The following is a 15169-nucleotide window of genomic DNA, read 5'->3' as shown; positions in this document are numbered from 1 at the left end:
ACGCCCGCTCCCACAGGGTTGGCGCTAGGTTCAGGAGAGGCGCGATCACTGTGGGAGCGGGCGTGCCCGCGAAGGGCTGCAAAGCAGCCCTAAGATCGCCATGAAGTATCTTGCTTTGTGAGATGAATCATGTACTTTTCAGGGCATCAATTTTCCCGTCGAAAGTCGCGATTCAACCATGAAAGTGCACGAAGAGATCGAAGGCCTAGCCGTACTGATTCGCGACCTGCGCAAGTTCAAGGGCCTGACCCTGGGTGAACTGGCCCAGCGCATCGGCCGTTCGGTGGGCTTTCTGTCCCAGGTCGAACGGGGCGTGTCGCGCCCGACCGTGGCCGACCTCACGGCTATCAGCGAAGAGCTCGGCGTCTCCACGGCCTATTTCTACAAGCTGGACAAGCCCCGCGAACTCGACTGGGTCACCCGCCCTCACGAGCGTCGTACGCTTCACCTGGCCGGCGGCATCACCGATGTGCTGGCATCCCCCACGATCACCGGGGCGTTCTCCATGCTCGATAGCCACCTGGAACCGGGGGCCAGTAGTGGCGAGGAGTACCTGGACGACAGCTCGGAGCAGGGCTGCTTCGTGCTCGAGGGCGAACTGACCGTCTGGCTGGATGGCGGCGAGCCGGTAACGCTGCGCGCCAGTGACAGTTTTCAGCTGCAACCCCACGCCAGTTTTCGTTACGCCAACCTCACCGACAAGCCCACCCGCGTGCTCTGGGTGTTCAGCTGACGGGAAAACCCAAGCCATGCTGGCTCTGGAGTCACCAGGCAATCGGTGTGCCGTCCCACGCCCAGAATGTACCGCTCTGCTTTGGGCCGTGTCGGCTCACGAGCTCTAGAACGCATGACGCGGCAAATGCCGGCGAGAACAGTTTTCCCGGGGCCACATTGCCCTGAAAGGGCTGGGAAAGGCGGGTGGCGGTGGTCCCGGGATGCAGCAAGAGTATCGTGGAGGCGGGGTTCAGTCGCTTGAACTCGATGCTTGCAGTGCGCATAAGCTGGTTGAGCGCGGCCTTGCTGGCGCGATAGCTGTACCACCCGCCAAGATGATTGTCGCTGATCGACCCGACCCGCGCCGACAGTGCCACATAGGTCATCGGTTGTTGTCGCAACAAGGGCAGCAAATGCCTGAGCAGCAGGACAGGTGCGAAACAGTTGGTCGTGAAACTGCTCAGTAGCCCTGCCATATCCACCTGTGTCAGCGCTTTTTCGGCCCGTGCAGGTGCCTCTTGCAGCACGCCAAGCGTACAAAATACCAGGTTCAGCTGGTTGCAACGGGCGCCTACTTGCGTTGCCAGGGTTTGCAGTGCCGCTTCGGAACACGCGTCGCAGTCGATGCGCAGCAACTTGCGCGGATGCTCGGCGAACAAGGCATCCAGCGCGGGGCTGCTGGTGGCATGTCGCGAGACGGCAAACACCTGCGCGACATCGTCGCGCGCCAGCAACTGCGTGCACAGTGCAAGGCCAATCCCCTGGCTGGCTCCGCAGACCAGAACGTTGGCGGGCGTGTGAAGGTGATTGACAAGGCTCACTGAACTACCTCCTTTGCAGGCCCCCGCCGCCTCTCTGCCACTTCCGCCGGCTTCGTCGAAAACTGGCGCCGAGAGCTGCAAGTAAAGTTGTACAAGTTGGCAAAAAGCTATACATGACTGCTAATATTGTACAGGTATTTTCAGGTGCTCGAGGTCAACATGGGGCACACCGCTCGTTGGGCCTGGCTTTGCCTGCTACTGACTGCCCTGTCGGAGGCGGCGGACTGGCGAACGGAGCTGCCAGGCGCGCAACGGCTGGGCGCCGGTGAGTTCACATGGTTTGGCCTGCGTCTTTACACCGCTCAGCTATGGGCAGCCGGTCCGGTTGAGGACTGGAATCGGCCTTTTGCCCTTGAACTGGCCTATCACCGAAGGCTGTCCAGGGATGTGCTGGTACAGGCCAGCCTCGAGGAAATGCACCGCCTGGACCCTGACAACGCGACGCCGCAGCGGCGCGCGGTGTGGGCCCAGGCCATGCAGCAAGCGTTTGTGGATGTGCGCCCTGGCATGCGCATCACTGGCGTCTACATGCCGGGGCAGGGCTGCCGCTTCTACGTCGGTGGCAAACTCAGCCGGGCGATCGCCGACCCGCGCTTTGCCCGGGCGTTCTTCGCCATCTGGCTAGATCCGCGGGCCAGGGATCAACAACTGCGTCAGCGTCTGCTGGGAGGGCTGCCATGAATCTGCAACAGCCAGGGGTAGCCTGACGATGCGCCTGGGCCTGGTACTGGGTGACCAGCTGACGTTCGACCTGGCAAGCCTGAGGGCCCTCGATCCTGCCCGCGATGTTGTGCTGATGGCAGAAGTGGAGGGAGAGGCCCGGTACGTGCCGCATCATCCACTGAAGATCGTTCTGATCTTCAGCGCCATGCGGCACTTCGCCCAGGCACTGCGTGAGCGCGGTTGGCAAGTGCATTATGTGCAACTCGACGATGACGGCAACAGCGGTAGCATCGTTGGCGAGTTGCGGCGCTGGCAGCAAGCCCTGGGAGCCACGCACATTCACTTGACCGAGTGCGGTGAATGGCGCCTGGAGCAGGCGTTGCGCGATGCCGCACTGCCGCTTGTGTGGCATCGCGACACGCGATTTCTTTGTTCTCGCGAAGCCTTCGCGCGCTGGGCCCGGGAGCGCGGCCAACTGCGCATGGAGCACTTCTACCGTGGCATGCGCAAGCGTACCGGCCTGCTGCTGGAGCCTGACGGCAGCCCGGCAGGTGGAACCTGGAATCTCGATGGCGACAATCGCAAGGCTTTGCCGAGCCAGCTACGTGGCCCCTTCGCCGCGCATTTCGAGCAGGACGAGATCACGGCGGCGGTGATAGCCCTGGTACGCCAACGCTTCAGCGACCACTACGGAGCCATCGACGGTTTCGATTACCCCGTGACCCATGCCGAGGCGCTGCAACTCTGGCAACACTTTCTGGAGTTCGGCCTGGCGGCGTTCGGTGACTACCAGGACGCAATGGCCGAGGGTGAGCCGTACCTGTTCCATGCGCGCATCAGTGCGGCGCTGAACATCGGGCTTCTGGACGTACGTTGCCTGTGCGACGAGGTCGACAAGGCCTGGCGCGACGGGCGAGTGCCGCTCAATGCGGCAGAGGGCTTCATCCGCCAGTTGATCGGCTGGCGCGAGTATGTGCGCGGCATCTATTGGCTGCGCATGCCGGAGTATGCTGCGCTCAACTACCTGGGCAACGAGCGGGCGCTGCCGGATTTCTACTGGACCGGGCGCACCCGCATGCGCTGCATGGAGCAGTCCATCGGACAGACCCTTCGCCTGGGCTACGCTCACCATATCCAGCGGCTCATGGTCACCGGCAACTTCGCCTTGCTGGCCGGTATCGAGCCAGCCGCGATCTGTGAGTGGTACCTGGCGGTCTACATGGATGCCTTCGACTGGGTCGAGCTGCCCAACACGCTGGGTATGGTGATGTACGCCGACGGCGGCTACCTGGGGTCCAAGCCTTACTGCGCCAGTGGTCGCTATATCCAGCGCATGTCCGACCATTGCAAGGCATGCAGTTACAGGGTTGACCAGGTGACCGAGGAGGATGGCTGCCCGTTCAATGCCTTGTATTGGCATTTTCTGATTCGCCATCGCCCCCTGCTTTCGGCTAACCCGCGTCTGGCGCTGGTCTATCGAAGCCTCGATGGCATGGCGGCTGACCGTCGTGATGCCGTGTGGCAGCGTGGCCAGTCACTTTTGGCACGACTCGATGCGGCGCAGCCGATATGAAAAAGGGTCTTTTGCCCAGCAAGGTCTGCGTGGTGTGTGGGCGGCCGTTCAACTGGCGCAAGCGCTGGGCGCGTTGTTGGGCGCAGGTGCGCTACTGCTCCGAACGATGCCGCAAATCAGCACCGCACCGCGAGGCGCGCGAGCAGGGGCAGGGTAGCGGCCCATATAGGCACCAGTAGCAGGCCGGTTTGCAGCGGGCCCATGGGCAAGTCGACATTTGCCAGCCTTGCTCCGCTCAGATAGGCCAGAGGGCCGCCAACTGCACCCACCAGCGCACCGAGCCGCCAGTGCCGGTCGGCCCATGCCAGGCTGTGGCGCATGCCGCTGGCCAGCACCAGCCACAGCAGCGCAAGCCACAGCGGCAGTGGCCAGGTGTCGAAACCGAACACGCCCAGCGCGCCCAGCACGCTATCCAGCAAACATCCGACCGGCGTTACGCGCAACAGCGCCTTGACCTCTGCGTGGACGTCCGGGCACAGGCTCAAGTGCACGGCCAGGCCAGGAATCACCAGCATCGACAGGAAGGGCTTTTCGCTCCCCAGTACGCAGAGCCACCAGCCAGCCTGTAGCCACAAGGCATTGGCGACCAGCCAGCGACGGCTCATCAGGCACTGCCGGGCAAGGGCGCGCGCCGTGCCTGGGGCGCTGCCCAGAGCAGATGCGCGACACCGATGGTGCGCTCCTCGAAGCCGCCTTGGCAGTAACACAGGTAGAATTCCCACAGGCGCTGAAACATGTCGTCGTAGCCCAGCTCCGTCAATGCCGTACGTGCCTGGCGCAGGTTTTCTCGCCAATGCCGCAGGGTGCGGGCATAGTCCTGGCCGAAATCTTCCATGTGCAAGAGGTTGAGTGCGGTGTGCCGGCTGGCAGTTTCCAGCAACACGCTCAACGAAGGCAGGGCGCCACCGGGGAAGATGTAGCGCTGGATGAAATCGACCGACCGCCGCGCCTGTGCATAGCGCTGGTCGCGGATGGTGATCGCCTGCAACAGCATCAGGCCGTCGGGCTTGAGTAGCGAGGCACACTGGCGGAAGTACACCGGCAGGTAACGATGGCCCACGGCCTCGATCATCTCGATCGAGACCAGTTTGTCGAAGGTGCCTTGAAGATCGCGGTAGTCTTCGCGAAGCACTTTCACGCGCTGCTCCAGCCCCAGTGCCTGAACGCGCTGCAGGGTATGGCTGTACTGCGCCTCGGAGAGCGTCGTTGTGGTGACCCTGCAGCCATATCGGGTGGCGGCGTGGATCGCCAGGCTGCCCCACCCGCAGCCGATCTCCAGCAGGTGGTCGTCAGGGCACAGTTCCAGCTTCTGGCAGATGCGCTCCAGCTTGTGCAACTGAGCGTGCTCCAGCGTCTGTTCAGGGTGTTCGAACTGGGCTGCCGAGTACATCATGGTGGGGTCCAGCAGCCGCTCGAACAGGGCATTGCCCAGATCGTAGTGCGCCAGGATATTGCGGCGGGCACCGCGCCTGCTGTTGCGGTTGAGTTTGTGCTGCAACCGCAGGGCAGGGCGGCCGAAGCGGGCCAGGCCACCCTCGAGTGCGTCAAGTACCTCGAGGTTTGCGACGAACAGGCGAGTGACCAGCGCCAGGTCGGGGCTTCGCCAATAGCCGTGGATGTAAGCTTCGCCAGCACCGATCGAGCCATTGCCGGCTATCAGGCTCCAGGTGATGTCATCAAGGATTTCCACCTCGGCCTGCAACGGGCTGTCGACATCACCGAAACTCCATTGCTGCCCGTGGCTGAGCAGGCGCAGGTGGCCATGGCGCAGCCTGCCCAGCCGGGCGAGCACGGCGTTTCGTGCCAGACCACCGAACAAAGGCCCGAGGCCTGCGAACTTGCTAACGCTCAGGGTGGGGTTCGACATCATCAGGGTCCTCGCAGGAATGGCCGAGCGCCAGGTCACTCTGGCTGGGCGTGTGGTCGTGGATGGGCGTGCGTTTGAACAACAGGCGCAGTGCCTGCCAATAGATGGCCGAGACGGTGCGCAGGCTCATCCATGGGAAGGCCAGTACGTATCGGTGCACGGCGGCCTTATCCAGCGGCTGGCGCTGCAGGGCCAGGTCGGCCTCGAACACCTTGCGATCGGCTTGCCAGTTCTCCATGTGGATGCGTACATGTTCAGCGTCCAGGGCGAAGCGCAAGCGATAGTCCATGTGCAGTGGCATGAATGGCGACACATGGAAGGCCTTGGCGACGGCGAAGGGCCTGGCAAGGTTTCCTTGCACCGGCAGCACGTAATGAAAGCGCTCGCGCCATGGCGTGTTTCGCACCTCCAGCAGGATCGCCGTCAGTCGCCCATCGCGGTCATGGCAGAAATAGAAGCTCACCGGGTTGAACGACAGCCCCCAGCAACGCAATTGCGTGAGCAGGTGCACCGGCCCCTCGGGCATATCTCCCGTCGCGTTCTGCACCAGCAAGCGTGCAGCCTGGGCCAGCGTCTCGCCTTTGCGGGTCCGAGCTGGCAGGTAATCTGCCTGGTGCCAGCTCAGCGGCGCCAGGCGCCAGCGCCACAGCCAGCGTGACAGGCCTGCCAGCCAGGCTTGCTCGTCCAGGTCCAGGTAGAACATGCCGATCCTGTAGCGGAACGCATGGGGGCGCGGCGCCAGGCGTCGGTGGCTGACCCAGCCCACGCAAAGGCTGCTGTTCACAGGTGCTCTCCGAAATGCGCGGCCACCTTTAGTGCACTGACCACGCCATCTTCGTGAAAGCCATTGCCCCAGTAGGCGCCGCAGAAGTAGCTGTGGCGATGGCCTTGCAGCTGCGCCTGGCGCATCTGCGCGGTGGATGCCGCAAGGCTGTACTGCGGATGGTCGTACCGGAAGCGGGCGATGACCTGGGCCGGATCCACCAGTGCGGTTTGGTTAAGGCTCACGCAGAAAGTCGTCGGCGCCTGGATACCTTGCAGAATGTTCATGTTGTAGGTCACCGCGGCAGGGGCCTGTTGTGGCCCGCCGAGACGGTAGTTCCAGCTGGCCCAGGCGCGCTTGCGCCGGGGTAGCAGACGGGTATCGGTGTGCAGCACCACATCGTTGCTGGCATAGCCGATGGCGCCGAGCACTTCCCGTTCCTGTGCGCTCGGCGCTTCCAGCAGCGCCAGGGCCTGGTCGCTGTGGCAGGCGAACACCACATTATCGAAACGTTCGGTACCAGCACTGCTCGTCAGGGTGACGCCACCTTCGTCGCGGCTGACCCGGTAAACCTTGCAATCGAGGCGGATACGATCGGCAAACGGTCGGCACAGCGGGCCGACATAGCTGCGCGAGCCCCCTTCGATCACGCGCCACTGTGGACGTTGGTTTACCGACAACAAGCCGTGGTTGCGACAGAACCGCACGAAGAACGCGAGTGGGAAGCCGAGCATGTCCGCGCGGGACATCGACCAGATCGCCGACCCCATCGGTACGATGTAATGATCGATGAAGCGCTGTCCATAACGCTGCGCCTGGAGGTAGGCGCCGAGGGTAGCGTTGGCATCGATACGCTGGTTATCCAGGTCGGCGAGGGCCTGGCGATTGAAACGCAGAATATCCCGTAGCATCCCCCAGAACCCCGGTGACACCAGGTTGCGGCGTTGGGCAAACAGGGTATTCAGGTCGTGCCCGTTGTATTCCAGGCCGGTGACCGGGTCATGCACGGAGAAGCTCATTTCGGTCGGCCGTGAGGCGACCTTCAGGTGGTCGAGCAAGCGGATGAAGTTCGGATAGGTCCAGTCATTGAAGACGATGAAGCCGGTATCTATTGCATGGCGTTCACCCTGCCAGATCACATCGAGGGTATGCGTGTGGCCCCCGATCCAGCGCTCGGCTTCGAAAACCGTGACCTCATGCTTGCGTGACAGCAGATGAGCGCAGGATAGCCCTGCGATGCCGCTGCCGATGATTGCTATACGCATGGGGCATCATTCCTGTTCATGACGGGCAAGGCGTTGCCCTAGCGCCAGGCGCAGGCGTGCGGGCAGTGCGCCAAGCAGGCGCAATACCAGGGTGAAAAACCGGGGAAAGTTGATTTCCAGCGGGCGTTCAGGCAGGCGTTTGGCAATGTGGCTGGCTGCGCGCTGCGCCGACCATAGCTGGGGCATCGGGAAATCGTTGCGACGAGTCAATGGTGTATCCACAAAGCCGGGGCTGACGAGGGTAACGGCGATGCCTTCGCGGGCCAGGTCGATGCGCTGCGATTCCACCAGATAACGCACGGCTGCCTTGGACGCGCCATAGGCGCCGGCGCGGGGCAGGGCCAGCCAGGTCACCGAACTGCCCATCACCACCAGGTGAGGCTGCTGGCCGACGCGAAGCAAGGGCAAGGCTGCTGCCAGGCAGTAGCTGACAGCCAGGAAGTTGGTACGGACCACGCGCTCGACCAGGGCAGGGTCGAAATGGCCCGGTTCCAGGTACTCGCAGGTGCCTGCATTGAGGATTACCCGGTCGAGCCCGCCCCAGGCCTGCTCGATACGGGTTGCGATCCCTGCTACCTGTACAGGGTCGTCAAGGTCGCCAATGGCCAGCAGCACCTGCCCGGGAAAGTGTTCGGCCAACGGTGCGAGACGATCGGCATGGCGTGCGCCCAAGGCAACCTGGTGGCCTTGCTCCAGCAGGCATCGTGCAAGTGCGGCACCGATACCGCTGCTTGCGCCTGTCAGCCAGCAGCGGCTCATGCCATCCGGCCTTTGAGCCATCGAATCGCACTGCCCATGACCGGAACATGTTCGTAGAGCAAGGCTGCAGCGTCGAAATAGTCCTGGTGAAAATGGACCCGGTCATGCCATTGCAGGTAACTGCATCCCTGCAAGGTGATCTGCTGACCACGGGACAGGCGTGGATGGCGGAACTGGAGGGTCCAACGCAGATAGCCTTTCCCGGGCATCACCTCGTCGATGCTGGAGAAGTCATAGCGAATATCGTGAGCGTTGGCGTACTGCTGCGCCAGGTATGCCTGCAGAGCCCGAAGCCCTTGGATCTGATGCAATGGATCGCGAAAGGTGACATCGTCGCTGTACAGCTTTTCAAGGGTGTCGAGGTTGCCCCCGTCGAGTCTGGTGAAGTGCTCGGCGAATTGCTGCAGATACGCTGACATGCTGGGCTCCAGGAAATCCTGTACAAGAATGGCTTGCTGTACAGGTATATCCGAAGTCTAAGCCTAAATCTATACAAGTCAACGATATTGTATAGGTTTGCTCAGCGTTCCGACTGGCCCAGTAGCCGACGCAATTCAGCTACCTCGGCCTCCAGCTCGCGTAGCTTTTCCTCGGCGAAAACCTGCGCTGTGACGTCGCGCTGGATGCCGATGTAGTACGTCAACTGGTCCGCCTCGTTGTGCACGGGCGTGATGGACAACTCGTTCCAGAACAGGCTCCCGTCCTTGCGGTAATTGCGCAGCACCTGGCAGCAGGGGAGGCCTCCACGGATTGCCTCGCGGATGTTGGCGAGGCCCGCCTGGTCATGATCTTCGCCCTGGAGAAAACGGCAGTCCTGATAGAGAATTTCCTCGGCGCGATAACCGGTCAGGCGTTCGAAGGCAGGGTTGACGTAGATAAGGATACTGTCGTCGCCTTCTTGTTCGGCGACGACGATGCCATCGTTGGAGTGCTCGACCATCAGTTGCAGGAGTTTCGCGTTGATCATGGGGCCCACCTACAGGCTTTCGTATGCGAAGTGCGCAGCGTGGCCTGCGTGCAGAAGGCCTCGGTGCCGTTTGTTGCATGATGAACCAACGAGGCTCGCCGCAGAAGGTGCATATGGGTTTAGAATGTGCCACCCCCCAGATAAACCCATATCATGACCGACGTCACCCCAGCCGATTTGCTACCCATGCGCGATGTGGTCAGCCTGACCGGCATCAACCCGGTGACCTTGCGGGCCTGGGAGCGGCGCCATGGGTTGATAAGCCCGCAGCGCACCGAAGGCGGCCATCGCCTGTACACGGCCCGGGATGTTCAGCGCATACGCGATATCTTGCACTGGACCGGCAATGGCGTGCCCATCAGCAAGGTAGGCGACATTCTGGCAGGCCAGGCAGACGCGCCGGTGCAGCAGCACTCGGTCTTCGACGACTGGCGCGCCGCCGTGGCGCGCGCAACCAAGGCATTCGATACGCAAGCGCTGGAAAGCATTCATGGGCAGTTATTCACCATCCTGCCCAAGGCCACCGTGCTGCGTGAGGTACTGATGCCGGTCTGGCACGGCCTGGCTTCAGGCATTGCGCCGGGCCAGCGTAGCCAATGGCTGTTCCTGGACATGTTCCTGCGCGCCCGCCTGCTGATGCGTCTGCAGATGAACCAGGCCGATGCGCCGCGCGTACTGCTGGCGGGCACCGAGGGGCAAGCCGAACTGCAGGTATTGTGCGCCGGGCTGTTGTTGAGCAGCGAGCAGCAACGCATCGAAGTACTCGGTTGCGGGCAGCCGTTGGAAGAAATCCCCATGCTGTGTGCGGCGATGCAGCCTGCGGCACTGGTGATCAAGGTTCAGGTGCCGGTGGACCCTGCCTTGGCCAAGCGCCTGCGTTCGCTGCAAATGCAGATTGCGTGTCCGCTGGCCCTGATTGGCGAAGGGCTGGCCGATTCGCCACCAGCCTGGCAAGGCTTGCCGTTGTGTCTGCTGGATGAGCAACGCGCTGACGCCGCAAGCATGCTCAACGCCTTGCTCAATGGTGCCCTGGACCTCTGACCTCTGACCTCTGACCGCTGCCGCTTGCCGGGATAACCTCGGCAAGTTCCTCTGGCCCGCCCCCGATCACGATGTGCATTGTCACGGCCCGAACCGGGGCCCGCAGTAGTCTGCCGTATTGATCCCTGCCTGCTCCTGTGGGTTACGCCAGAAGTCTTGCCCCAGGGCGTAACCCGGTCCTGGGCCGGAATCATCGCGCCCCCCGCACTGGCCCAAAGCGCCTGCCAGCCCCCTCCAAGGCAGCGTTTCTGGCGGTTTGCCAGCTTCTGATAATCGCCTCCGACATCCCGTCCCCGTTTCGGAGCGCGCCATGTACAACAATAAGAATCTGTCCCCACGTTTGCTGGCGGCTGTTACCGCCAGCCTGTCGACCCTTTGCCTGAGCAGCCTCGCCCAGGCCGAGATCATGCTGTACGACAAGGACCAGACGACGTTTTCCACCGACGGCTATATCAACGCCTTCTACGTCAACAGCGATGTCGATCGGCAGGGCGAGCAATTCGATCGCCGCCAGTCACGGGTGAAGATGGGCTTTTTGCCCAACTACCTGGGCTTCAACATGGGCAAGCAGGTGGATGACCTGAAGCTCGGGGCGCGTGCCTCGTTCTGGGTCACCATCAACGACAGCGAAACCAACGGCACCGACACCGCCATCGACGTGCGCCAGTTCTACGGTACCGTGGCCAATCCCGAGTGGGGCGAGGTGCTGATCGGCAAGGATTTCGGGCTGTTCGCCCGTTCCAACATCCTGCTCGACGAACTGCTGGCAGGTTATGGCCAGGTCAGTGACACCCTGGGGCTGGTGGACGGCGGCGGGGTGTCGTTCGGCAACATCGGCAGTGGCTACCCGTACCCGTTCCCCACGTCGCAGATCACCTACCGCACGCCAGTGATGGACGGCCTGCGGGTGGCGGTGGGCATCATGGACCCGGTAGACACCAACGACAGCAGCCCGACTGGCAAGGCCTACCAGGAAAACCCGCGCACCGAGAGCGAGATCACCTACCAGTTCGACCTGGCTGGGGCGCAGATCTACAGCTGGGTCAACGGCAGTTACCAGACCTCCGACAATACCGACCCGGCGGTGCAGTCGGTCACCTCCAAAGGGGTCGGCTACGGTGTGCAGGCGAAGATGGGAGGGCTGTCGCTGACCGGCTCGGGGTTCCAGGCCAAGGGCATCAACCCGTTCTTCACCAACAACGCTGGCGAACCGACCTTGCGCAATGTCGACAGCGATGGCTACCTGCTGCAGGGCTCCTACAAGGTCGGCAAGAACCGTGTGGCGCTGTCCTATGGCAAGACCAAGGACGATGGCAATGGCGCGGTGGGCAGTGGTGCGGATTACCAGACTCGTGGCGTGGCGCTGTTCCATGACGTCAACGACAACCTCAAGCTGGTTGCCGAGTACAACCAGTTCTCGATCGATGGGCACGAAACCAGTGACCAGAACGAAGACACCGATACCTTTGCGGTGGGGGCGGTGTTGACCTGGTAGCCCCTCGGCTTCGACTCAAGATTGCCGGGGCTGCACAGCAGCCCCGGCAATCTTCGGTGAAAGCAATTACAACCATGGAACCGCCCACCCGCTACCCAAGTAGCATTCGTCCCCGGTACCCACCTTCGTACACTGAACCCTCAGCCACCCCGCGCCGGAGACCACGATGCAGCAGGCTCACAACGACGGTGTGGTCAGCGCCATGTCCCAGGCAACCGACGCCCGGCTGGCAGCCCAGGAGCTGGCGGCGCAGTTGCTGCACCCGCACCTGGGCTTCGTGCTGTTCTTCTGCTCTGCCGAATACGACCTGCAAGCCCTGGGCGAGGCCCTGGAGCAGGGCTTTGGTGGTATCCGCCTGGTCGGTTGCACCAGCGCCGGCGAAATCACCCCGCTGGGCTACGGCCGCAATTGCATAACGGCGGTAGGGTTCGACCATCGGCACTTTTCCATCGCCACCGAGCTGATCGATGAAATGGAGCGCTTCAGCCTGATCGACGCCCAGCAGATGGTCGAGCGCCTGGTTGGCACCTGCCGCAGCAATACCCTGGCACCGATCAAGGGCCACAGCTTTGCCCTGACCCTGCTCGATGGCTTGTCCAGCCGTGAGGAGATGGTGCTCGCTGCCCTCAGTGCGGCCCTGGGCGACATCCCGCATTTCGGTGGGTCGGCCGGCGACGACAACTACCTGACCCGCACCCACGTGTATTTCGGTGGCGCGTTCCACCACGGCGCGGCGGTGGTGGTGCTGGTCAACACCTGGCTCGACTTCGAAGTATTCACCACCCACCACATCCTGCCGCGCCAGGAAAAGCTGGTGGTCACCGGTGCCGACAGTGCCCAGCGACGGGTCTTCGAACTGAATGCCGAGCCTGCTGCCGAGGAGTACGCCCGGCACATCGGCGTGCCGGTGGACGAGCTCGACCACCGGGTGTTCGCCGCCCATCCGCTGGCCGTGCGCATCCACGACCAGTATTACGTGCGGGCGATCCAGCAGGTGCACCCGGACCTGAGCCTGAGTTTCTACTGCGCGGTGGAAAACGGCATCGTGCTCACCGCCATGACCCCGGGCCCGTTGTTACCGAACCTGCAGCAGTTGTTCGACGGCTTGCAGCAACGCCTCGGCCCACTGCTGCTGACCATCGGTTGCGATTGCTTCCTGCGGCGGCTGGAGTTGCAAGCCCATCACGGCCTGGAGCCGATCGGCGCGTTCCTGCGCGAGCAGCGGGTGATCGGCTTCAACACCTATGGAGAACAGTTCAATGGCATGCACATCAACCAGACCTTCACCGGGGTCGCCATTGCCCGCAACCGGCCTCCTGTCGGTCGCTGAACTGCAGGCCGAGGTCGCCCGGCTGCAGCACCAGAACCACAAGCTGCAGCGCATCAACGGCGCGCTGATAGAACGCATCGAGTCCGGCGTAACGCGTGGCAACGACCCTTACGCCGCGTTCCAGCATTCGGTGGTGCTGGCCGAACAGGTGCGCGAACGCACCGAAGCGCTGAACCAGGCCATGGCCGAGCTCAAGGCCGTCAACCGCCTGCTCAGCGAGGCCCGGCAGCGGGCCGAGACTGCCCACCAGCACCAGATTCGCCTGATCACCGACCATGTGCCGGCGCTGATCGCCTACCTGAATGCCGACCTGGTCTACGAATTCACCAACAAGGTCTACGAAGAATGGTACTGCTGGCCCCGCGGCGTGATGCTGGGCCAGAGCCTGCGCGAGGCCCACAGCGAACAGCATTACCAGCGCCTGGAGGCCTATGTGACACGGGCGCTGGCGGGGGAGAGCGTCACCTTCGAGTTTGCCGAGACCAACATCAACGGCCAGGAACGCTATATGCTGCGCTCCTATGTGCCGAACCGCCTGGCCAACGGTGAAGTGGTGGGCATCTTCGTGTTGATCCGCGACATCACCGAGCGCCGTAATACCGCACAGGCGCTGCACCAGGCCTATCAGCATCTGGAGCAACGGGTACGCGAGCGCACTGCCGAGCTGACCAGCCTCAACGAGCAGTTGCTGCGCGAAATCGAAGAGCGCAGCCGGGTGGAATCGCGCCTGCGCGAGGCCAAGCGCGAGGCCGAGCAGGCCAACCTGTCGAAAACCAAATTCCTTGCTGCCGTCAGCCATGACCTGCTGCAACCGCTGAACGCGGCGCGGCTGTTCACCAGTGCCTTGCTCGAACACCGCGAGCTGCAAAACAGTGCTCATCTGGTACGTAATGTCAGCAACTCCCTGGAGGATGTGGAGAACCTGCTAGGTACCCTGGTGGACATTTCCAAGCTCGATGCCGGGGTAATCAAGGCCGATGTCGCCCCGTTCGCCCTGCGCGAACTGATGGACAACCTCGCTGCCGAATATGCCCAGGTGGCGCGCAGCGAAGGGCTTGAGCTGCATTTCGTGGGTTGCTCTGCCGTGGTGCGCAGCGACATCCAGCTGCTGGCGCGGATCCTGCGCAACCTGCTCAGCAATGCCATTCGCTACACCCCCAGCGGCCGCGTGGTACTGGGTTGCCGGCGCCAGCGTGGCGGCCTGCGGATCGAAGTGTGGGACAGCGGAATCGGTATTGCCGAGGAGCACCTGGAAGAAATGTTCCAGGAGTTCAGGCGCGGCGATGTGCAGCGCCCGGACCAGGACCGCGGGTTGGGCCTGGGCCTGGCGATCGTGGAAAAGATCGCTGGCATCCTCGGCCACCGGATTCGGGTGCGCTCATGGCTGGGCAAAGGCTCGGTATTCGCGGTCGAAGTGCCGCTGAGCACCACCGCGCCCAAGGCCCAGCCGAGCCTGGCGATCAGCGAGCCGATGCTCGAACGCCTGCGCGGGGCGCGGGTGTGGGTGCTGGATAACGATGCGGCGATTTGTGCCGGCATGCGCACCCTGCTGGAGGGGTGGGGCTGCCAGGTGGTCACCGCACTGTCGGAGGAGGACCTGGCGCGCCAGGTGGACAACTACCATGCCGAAGCCGACCTGCTGATCGCCGACTATCACCTGGACAACGACTGCAATGGCGTCGATGCCGTGGCGCGGATCAATGCCCGCCGCGCCCAGCCGCTACCGGCGATGATGATCACCGCCAACTACAGCAACGAGCTCAAGCAACAGATCCGCGAGCTGGGCCACACCCTGATGCACAAGCCGGTGCGGCCGATGAAGCTGAAGGCGGCGATGAGCCATTTACTGGGCAGCAGCGTGGCATAGCCGCCGGCCTCTTCGCGGGCTTGCCCGCGAAGAGGCCGGAACAG

General features: G+C 63.0%; 16 protein-coding genes. 8 read left to right on the top strand and 8 right to left on the bottom strand.

What is annotated here, in order from left to right; translation table 11 throughout:
- The first annotated feature begins 178 nt into the window (after positions 1–178).
- The gene (locus M2S36_RS21595; RefSeq protein WP_063913578.1) at positions 179–733 is read left to right on the top strand and encodes a helix-turn-helix domain-containing protein; all 555 of its coding nucleotides are present in this window, start codon (positions 179–181) and stop codon (positions 731–733) included.
- 31 nt (positions 734–764) lie between these two features.
- Here the strand turns inward: M2S36_RS21595 and M2S36_RS21590 are convergent, their stop codons facing one another.
- The gene (locus M2S36_RS21590; RefSeq protein ID WP_063913577.1) at positions 765–1535 is read right to left on the bottom strand and encodes an SDR family NAD(P)-dependent oxidoreductase; all 771 of its coding nucleotides are present in this window, start codon (positions 1533–1535) and stop codon (positions 765–767) included.
- A 159-nt stretch (positions 1536–1694) separates the two neighbouring features.
- Between M2S36_RS21590 and M2S36_RS21585 the strand changes: the two genes are divergently transcribed.
- The 3 genes from M2S36_RS21585 to M2S36_RS21575 are packed head-to-tail and all read left to right on the top strand — an operon-like array spanning position 1695 to position 3950.
- Entirely contained in the window at positions 1695–2216 is a 522-nt protein-coding gene (locus M2S36_RS21585) for a chalcone isomerase family protein (protein ID WP_333957820.1), read from the top strand.
- A gap of 28 nt (positions 2217–2244) precedes the next feature.
- The gene (locus tag M2S36_RS21580; RefSeq protein WP_333957819.1) at positions 2245–3771 is read left to right on the top strand and encodes a cryptochrome/photolyase family protein; all 1527 of its coding nucleotides are present in this window, start codon (positions 2245–2247) and stop codon (positions 3769–3771) included.
- Positions 3768–3950: a DUF2256 domain-containing protein gene (locus M2S36_RS21575; RefSeq protein ID WP_082888348.1), complete on the top strand. Its 183-nt coding sequence runs from the start codon at positions 3768–3770 to the stop codon at positions 3948–3950. Before M2S36_RS21580 ends, M2S36_RS21575 begins: the two co-directional genes overlap by 4 nt.
- On the opposite strand, the gene M2S36_RS21570 is transcribed toward M2S36_RS21575, so the two are convergent.
- From M2S36_RS21570 to M2S36_RS21540, 7 genes are all read right to left on the bottom strand, one after another.
- On the bottom strand, positions 3888–4376 hold the full coding sequence (locus M2S36_RS21570; protein WP_063913575.1) for a DUF2878 domain-containing protein: 489 nt from the start codon (positions 4374–4376) through the stop codon (positions 3888–3890). The two genes, M2S36_RS21575 and M2S36_RS21570, sit on opposite strands and share 63 nt — an antisense overlap.
- Positions 4376–5638, bottom strand: coding sequence for an SAM-dependent methyltransferase (locus tag M2S36_RS21565; protein WP_063913574.1), 1263 nt, complete (start codon positions 5636–5638; stop codon positions 4376–4378). Before M2S36_RS21565 ends, M2S36_RS21570 begins: the two co-directional genes overlap by 1 nt.
- Entirely contained in the window at positions 5613–6422 is an 810-nt protein-coding gene (locus M2S36_RS21560) for a DUF1365 domain-containing protein (RefSeq protein WP_207830363.1), read from the bottom strand. The genes M2S36_RS21565 and M2S36_RS21560 overlap by 26 nt, the downstream gene beginning before the upstream one ends.
- Positions 6419–7666, bottom strand: a complete 1248-nt coding sequence (locus tag M2S36_RS21555) for an NAD(P)/FAD-dependent oxidoreductase (protein ID WP_207830361.1) — start codon at positions 7664–7666, stop codon at positions 6419–6421. The genes M2S36_RS21560 and M2S36_RS21555 overlap by 4 nt, the downstream gene beginning before the upstream one ends.
- A gap of 6 nt (positions 7667–7672) precedes the next feature.
- On the bottom strand, positions 7673–8425 hold the full coding sequence (locus tag M2S36_RS21550; protein WP_207830358.1) for an SDR family NAD(P)-dependent oxidoreductase: 753 nt from the start codon (positions 8423–8425) through the stop codon (positions 7673–7675).
- Entirely contained in the window at positions 8422–8844 is a 423-nt protein-coding gene (locus M2S36_RS21545) for a nuclear transport factor 2 family protein (RefSeq protein ID WP_207830355.1), read from the bottom strand. The genes M2S36_RS21550 and M2S36_RS21545 overlap by 4 nt, the downstream gene beginning before the upstream one ends.
- 101 nt (positions 8845–8945) lie before the next feature.
- Positions 8946–9392 carry a PAS domain S-box protein gene (locus M2S36_RS21540; protein WP_207830353.1) on the bottom strand — a complete coding sequence of 149 codons (447 nt, stop codon included), beginning with the start codon at positions 9390–9392 and terminating at the stop codon, positions 8946–8948.
- Positions 9393–9545: 153 nt separating this feature from the next.
- Here M2S36_RS21540 and M2S36_RS21535 point away from each other — a divergent pair, with 153 nt between their 5' ends.
- From M2S36_RS21535 to M2S36_RS21520, 4 genes are all read left to right on the top strand, one after another.
- On the top strand, positions 9546–10433 hold the full coding sequence (locus M2S36_RS21535) for a MerR family transcriptional regulator (RefSeq protein WP_207830350.1): 888 nt from the start codon (positions 9546–9548) through the stop codon (positions 10431–10433).
- A 310-nt stretch (positions 10434–10743) separates the two neighbouring features.
- Positions 10744–11928, top strand: coding sequence for a porin (locus tag M2S36_RS21530; protein ID WP_207830347.1), 1185 nt, complete (start codon positions 10744–10746; stop codon positions 11926–11928).
- A 166-nt stretch (positions 11929–12094) separates the two neighbouring features.
- Positions 12095–13258, top strand: coding sequence for a nitric oxide-sensing protein NosP (gene nosP, locus M2S36_RS21525; RefSeq protein ID WP_241106572.1), 1164 nt, complete (start codon positions 12095–12097; stop codon positions 13256–13258).
- Positions 13227–15125, top strand: a complete 1899-nt coding sequence (locus tag M2S36_RS21520) for a hybrid sensor histidine kinase/response regulator (RefSeq protein ID WP_333957818.1) — start codon at positions 13227–13229, stop codon at positions 15123–15125. Before nosP ends, M2S36_RS21520 begins: the two co-directional genes overlap by 32 nt.
- The last annotated feature ends 44 nt before the right edge of the window (positions 15126–15169 follow it).

It is taken from the genome of Pseudomonas sp. SF2 (assembly GCF_036858055.1).
GTDB lineage: Bacteria > Pseudomonadota > Gammaproteobacteria > Pseudomonadales > Pseudomonadaceae > Aquipseudomonas.
The sequence above is the reverse complement of the archived record's forward strand: the minus strand, read 5'-3'. Positions and strand labels throughout refer to the sequence as shown.

Bases quoted from the DNA above. Each gene is read 5' to 3' on its own strand.
- M2S36_RS21550 (WP_207830358.1), bottom strand. From the start codon at position 8,425: ATGAGCCGCTGCTGGCTGACAGGCGCAAGCAGCGGTATCGGTGCCGCA.
- M2S36_RS21575 (WP_082888348.1), top strand. From the start codon at position 3,768: ATGAAAAAGGGTCTTTTGCCCAGCAAGGTCTGCGTGGTGTGTGGGCGG.
- nosP (WP_241106572.1), top strand. From the start codon at position 12,095: ATGCAGCAGGCTCACAACGACGGTGTGGTCAGCGCCATGTCCCAGGCA.
- M2S36_RS21565 (WP_063913574.1), bottom strand. From the start codon at position 5,638: ATGTCGAACCCCACCCTGAGCGTTAGCAAGTTCGCAGGCCTCGGGCCT.
- M2S36_RS21535 (WP_207830350.1), top strand. From the start codon at position 9,546: ATGACCGACGTCACCCCAGCCGATTTGCTACCCATGCGCGATGTGGTC.
- M2S36_RS21585 (WP_333957820.1), top strand. From the start codon at position 1,695: ATGGGGCACACCGCTCGTTGGGCCTGGCTTTGCCTGCTACTGACTGCC.
- M2S36_RS21595 (WP_063913578.1), top strand. From the start codon at position 179: ATGAAAGTGCACGAAGAGATCGAAGGCCTAGCCGTACTGATTCGCGAC.
- M2S36_RS21545 (WP_207830355.1), bottom strand. From the start codon at position 8,844: ATGTCAGCGTATCTGCAGCAATTCGCCGAGCACTTCACCAGACTCGAC.
- M2S36_RS21580 (WP_333957819.1), top strand. From the start codon at position 2,245: ATGCGCCTGGGCCTGGTACTGGGTGACCAGCTGACGTTCGACCTGGCA.
- M2S36_RS21540 (WP_207830353.1), bottom strand. From the start codon at position 9,392: ATGATCAACGCGAAACTCCTGCAACTGATGGTCGAGCACTCCAACGAT.
- M2S36_RS21530 (WP_207830347.1), top strand. From the start codon at position 10,744: ATGTACAACAATAAGAATCTGTCCCCACGTTTGCTGGCGGCTGTTACC.
- M2S36_RS21570 (WP_063913575.1), bottom strand. From the start codon at position 4,376: ATGAGCCGTCGCTGGCTGGTCGCCAATGCCTTGTGGCTACAGGCTGGC.
- M2S36_RS21555 (WP_207830361.1), bottom strand. From the start codon at position 7,666: ATGCGTATAGCAATCATCGGCAGCGGCATCGCAGGGCTATCCTGCGCT.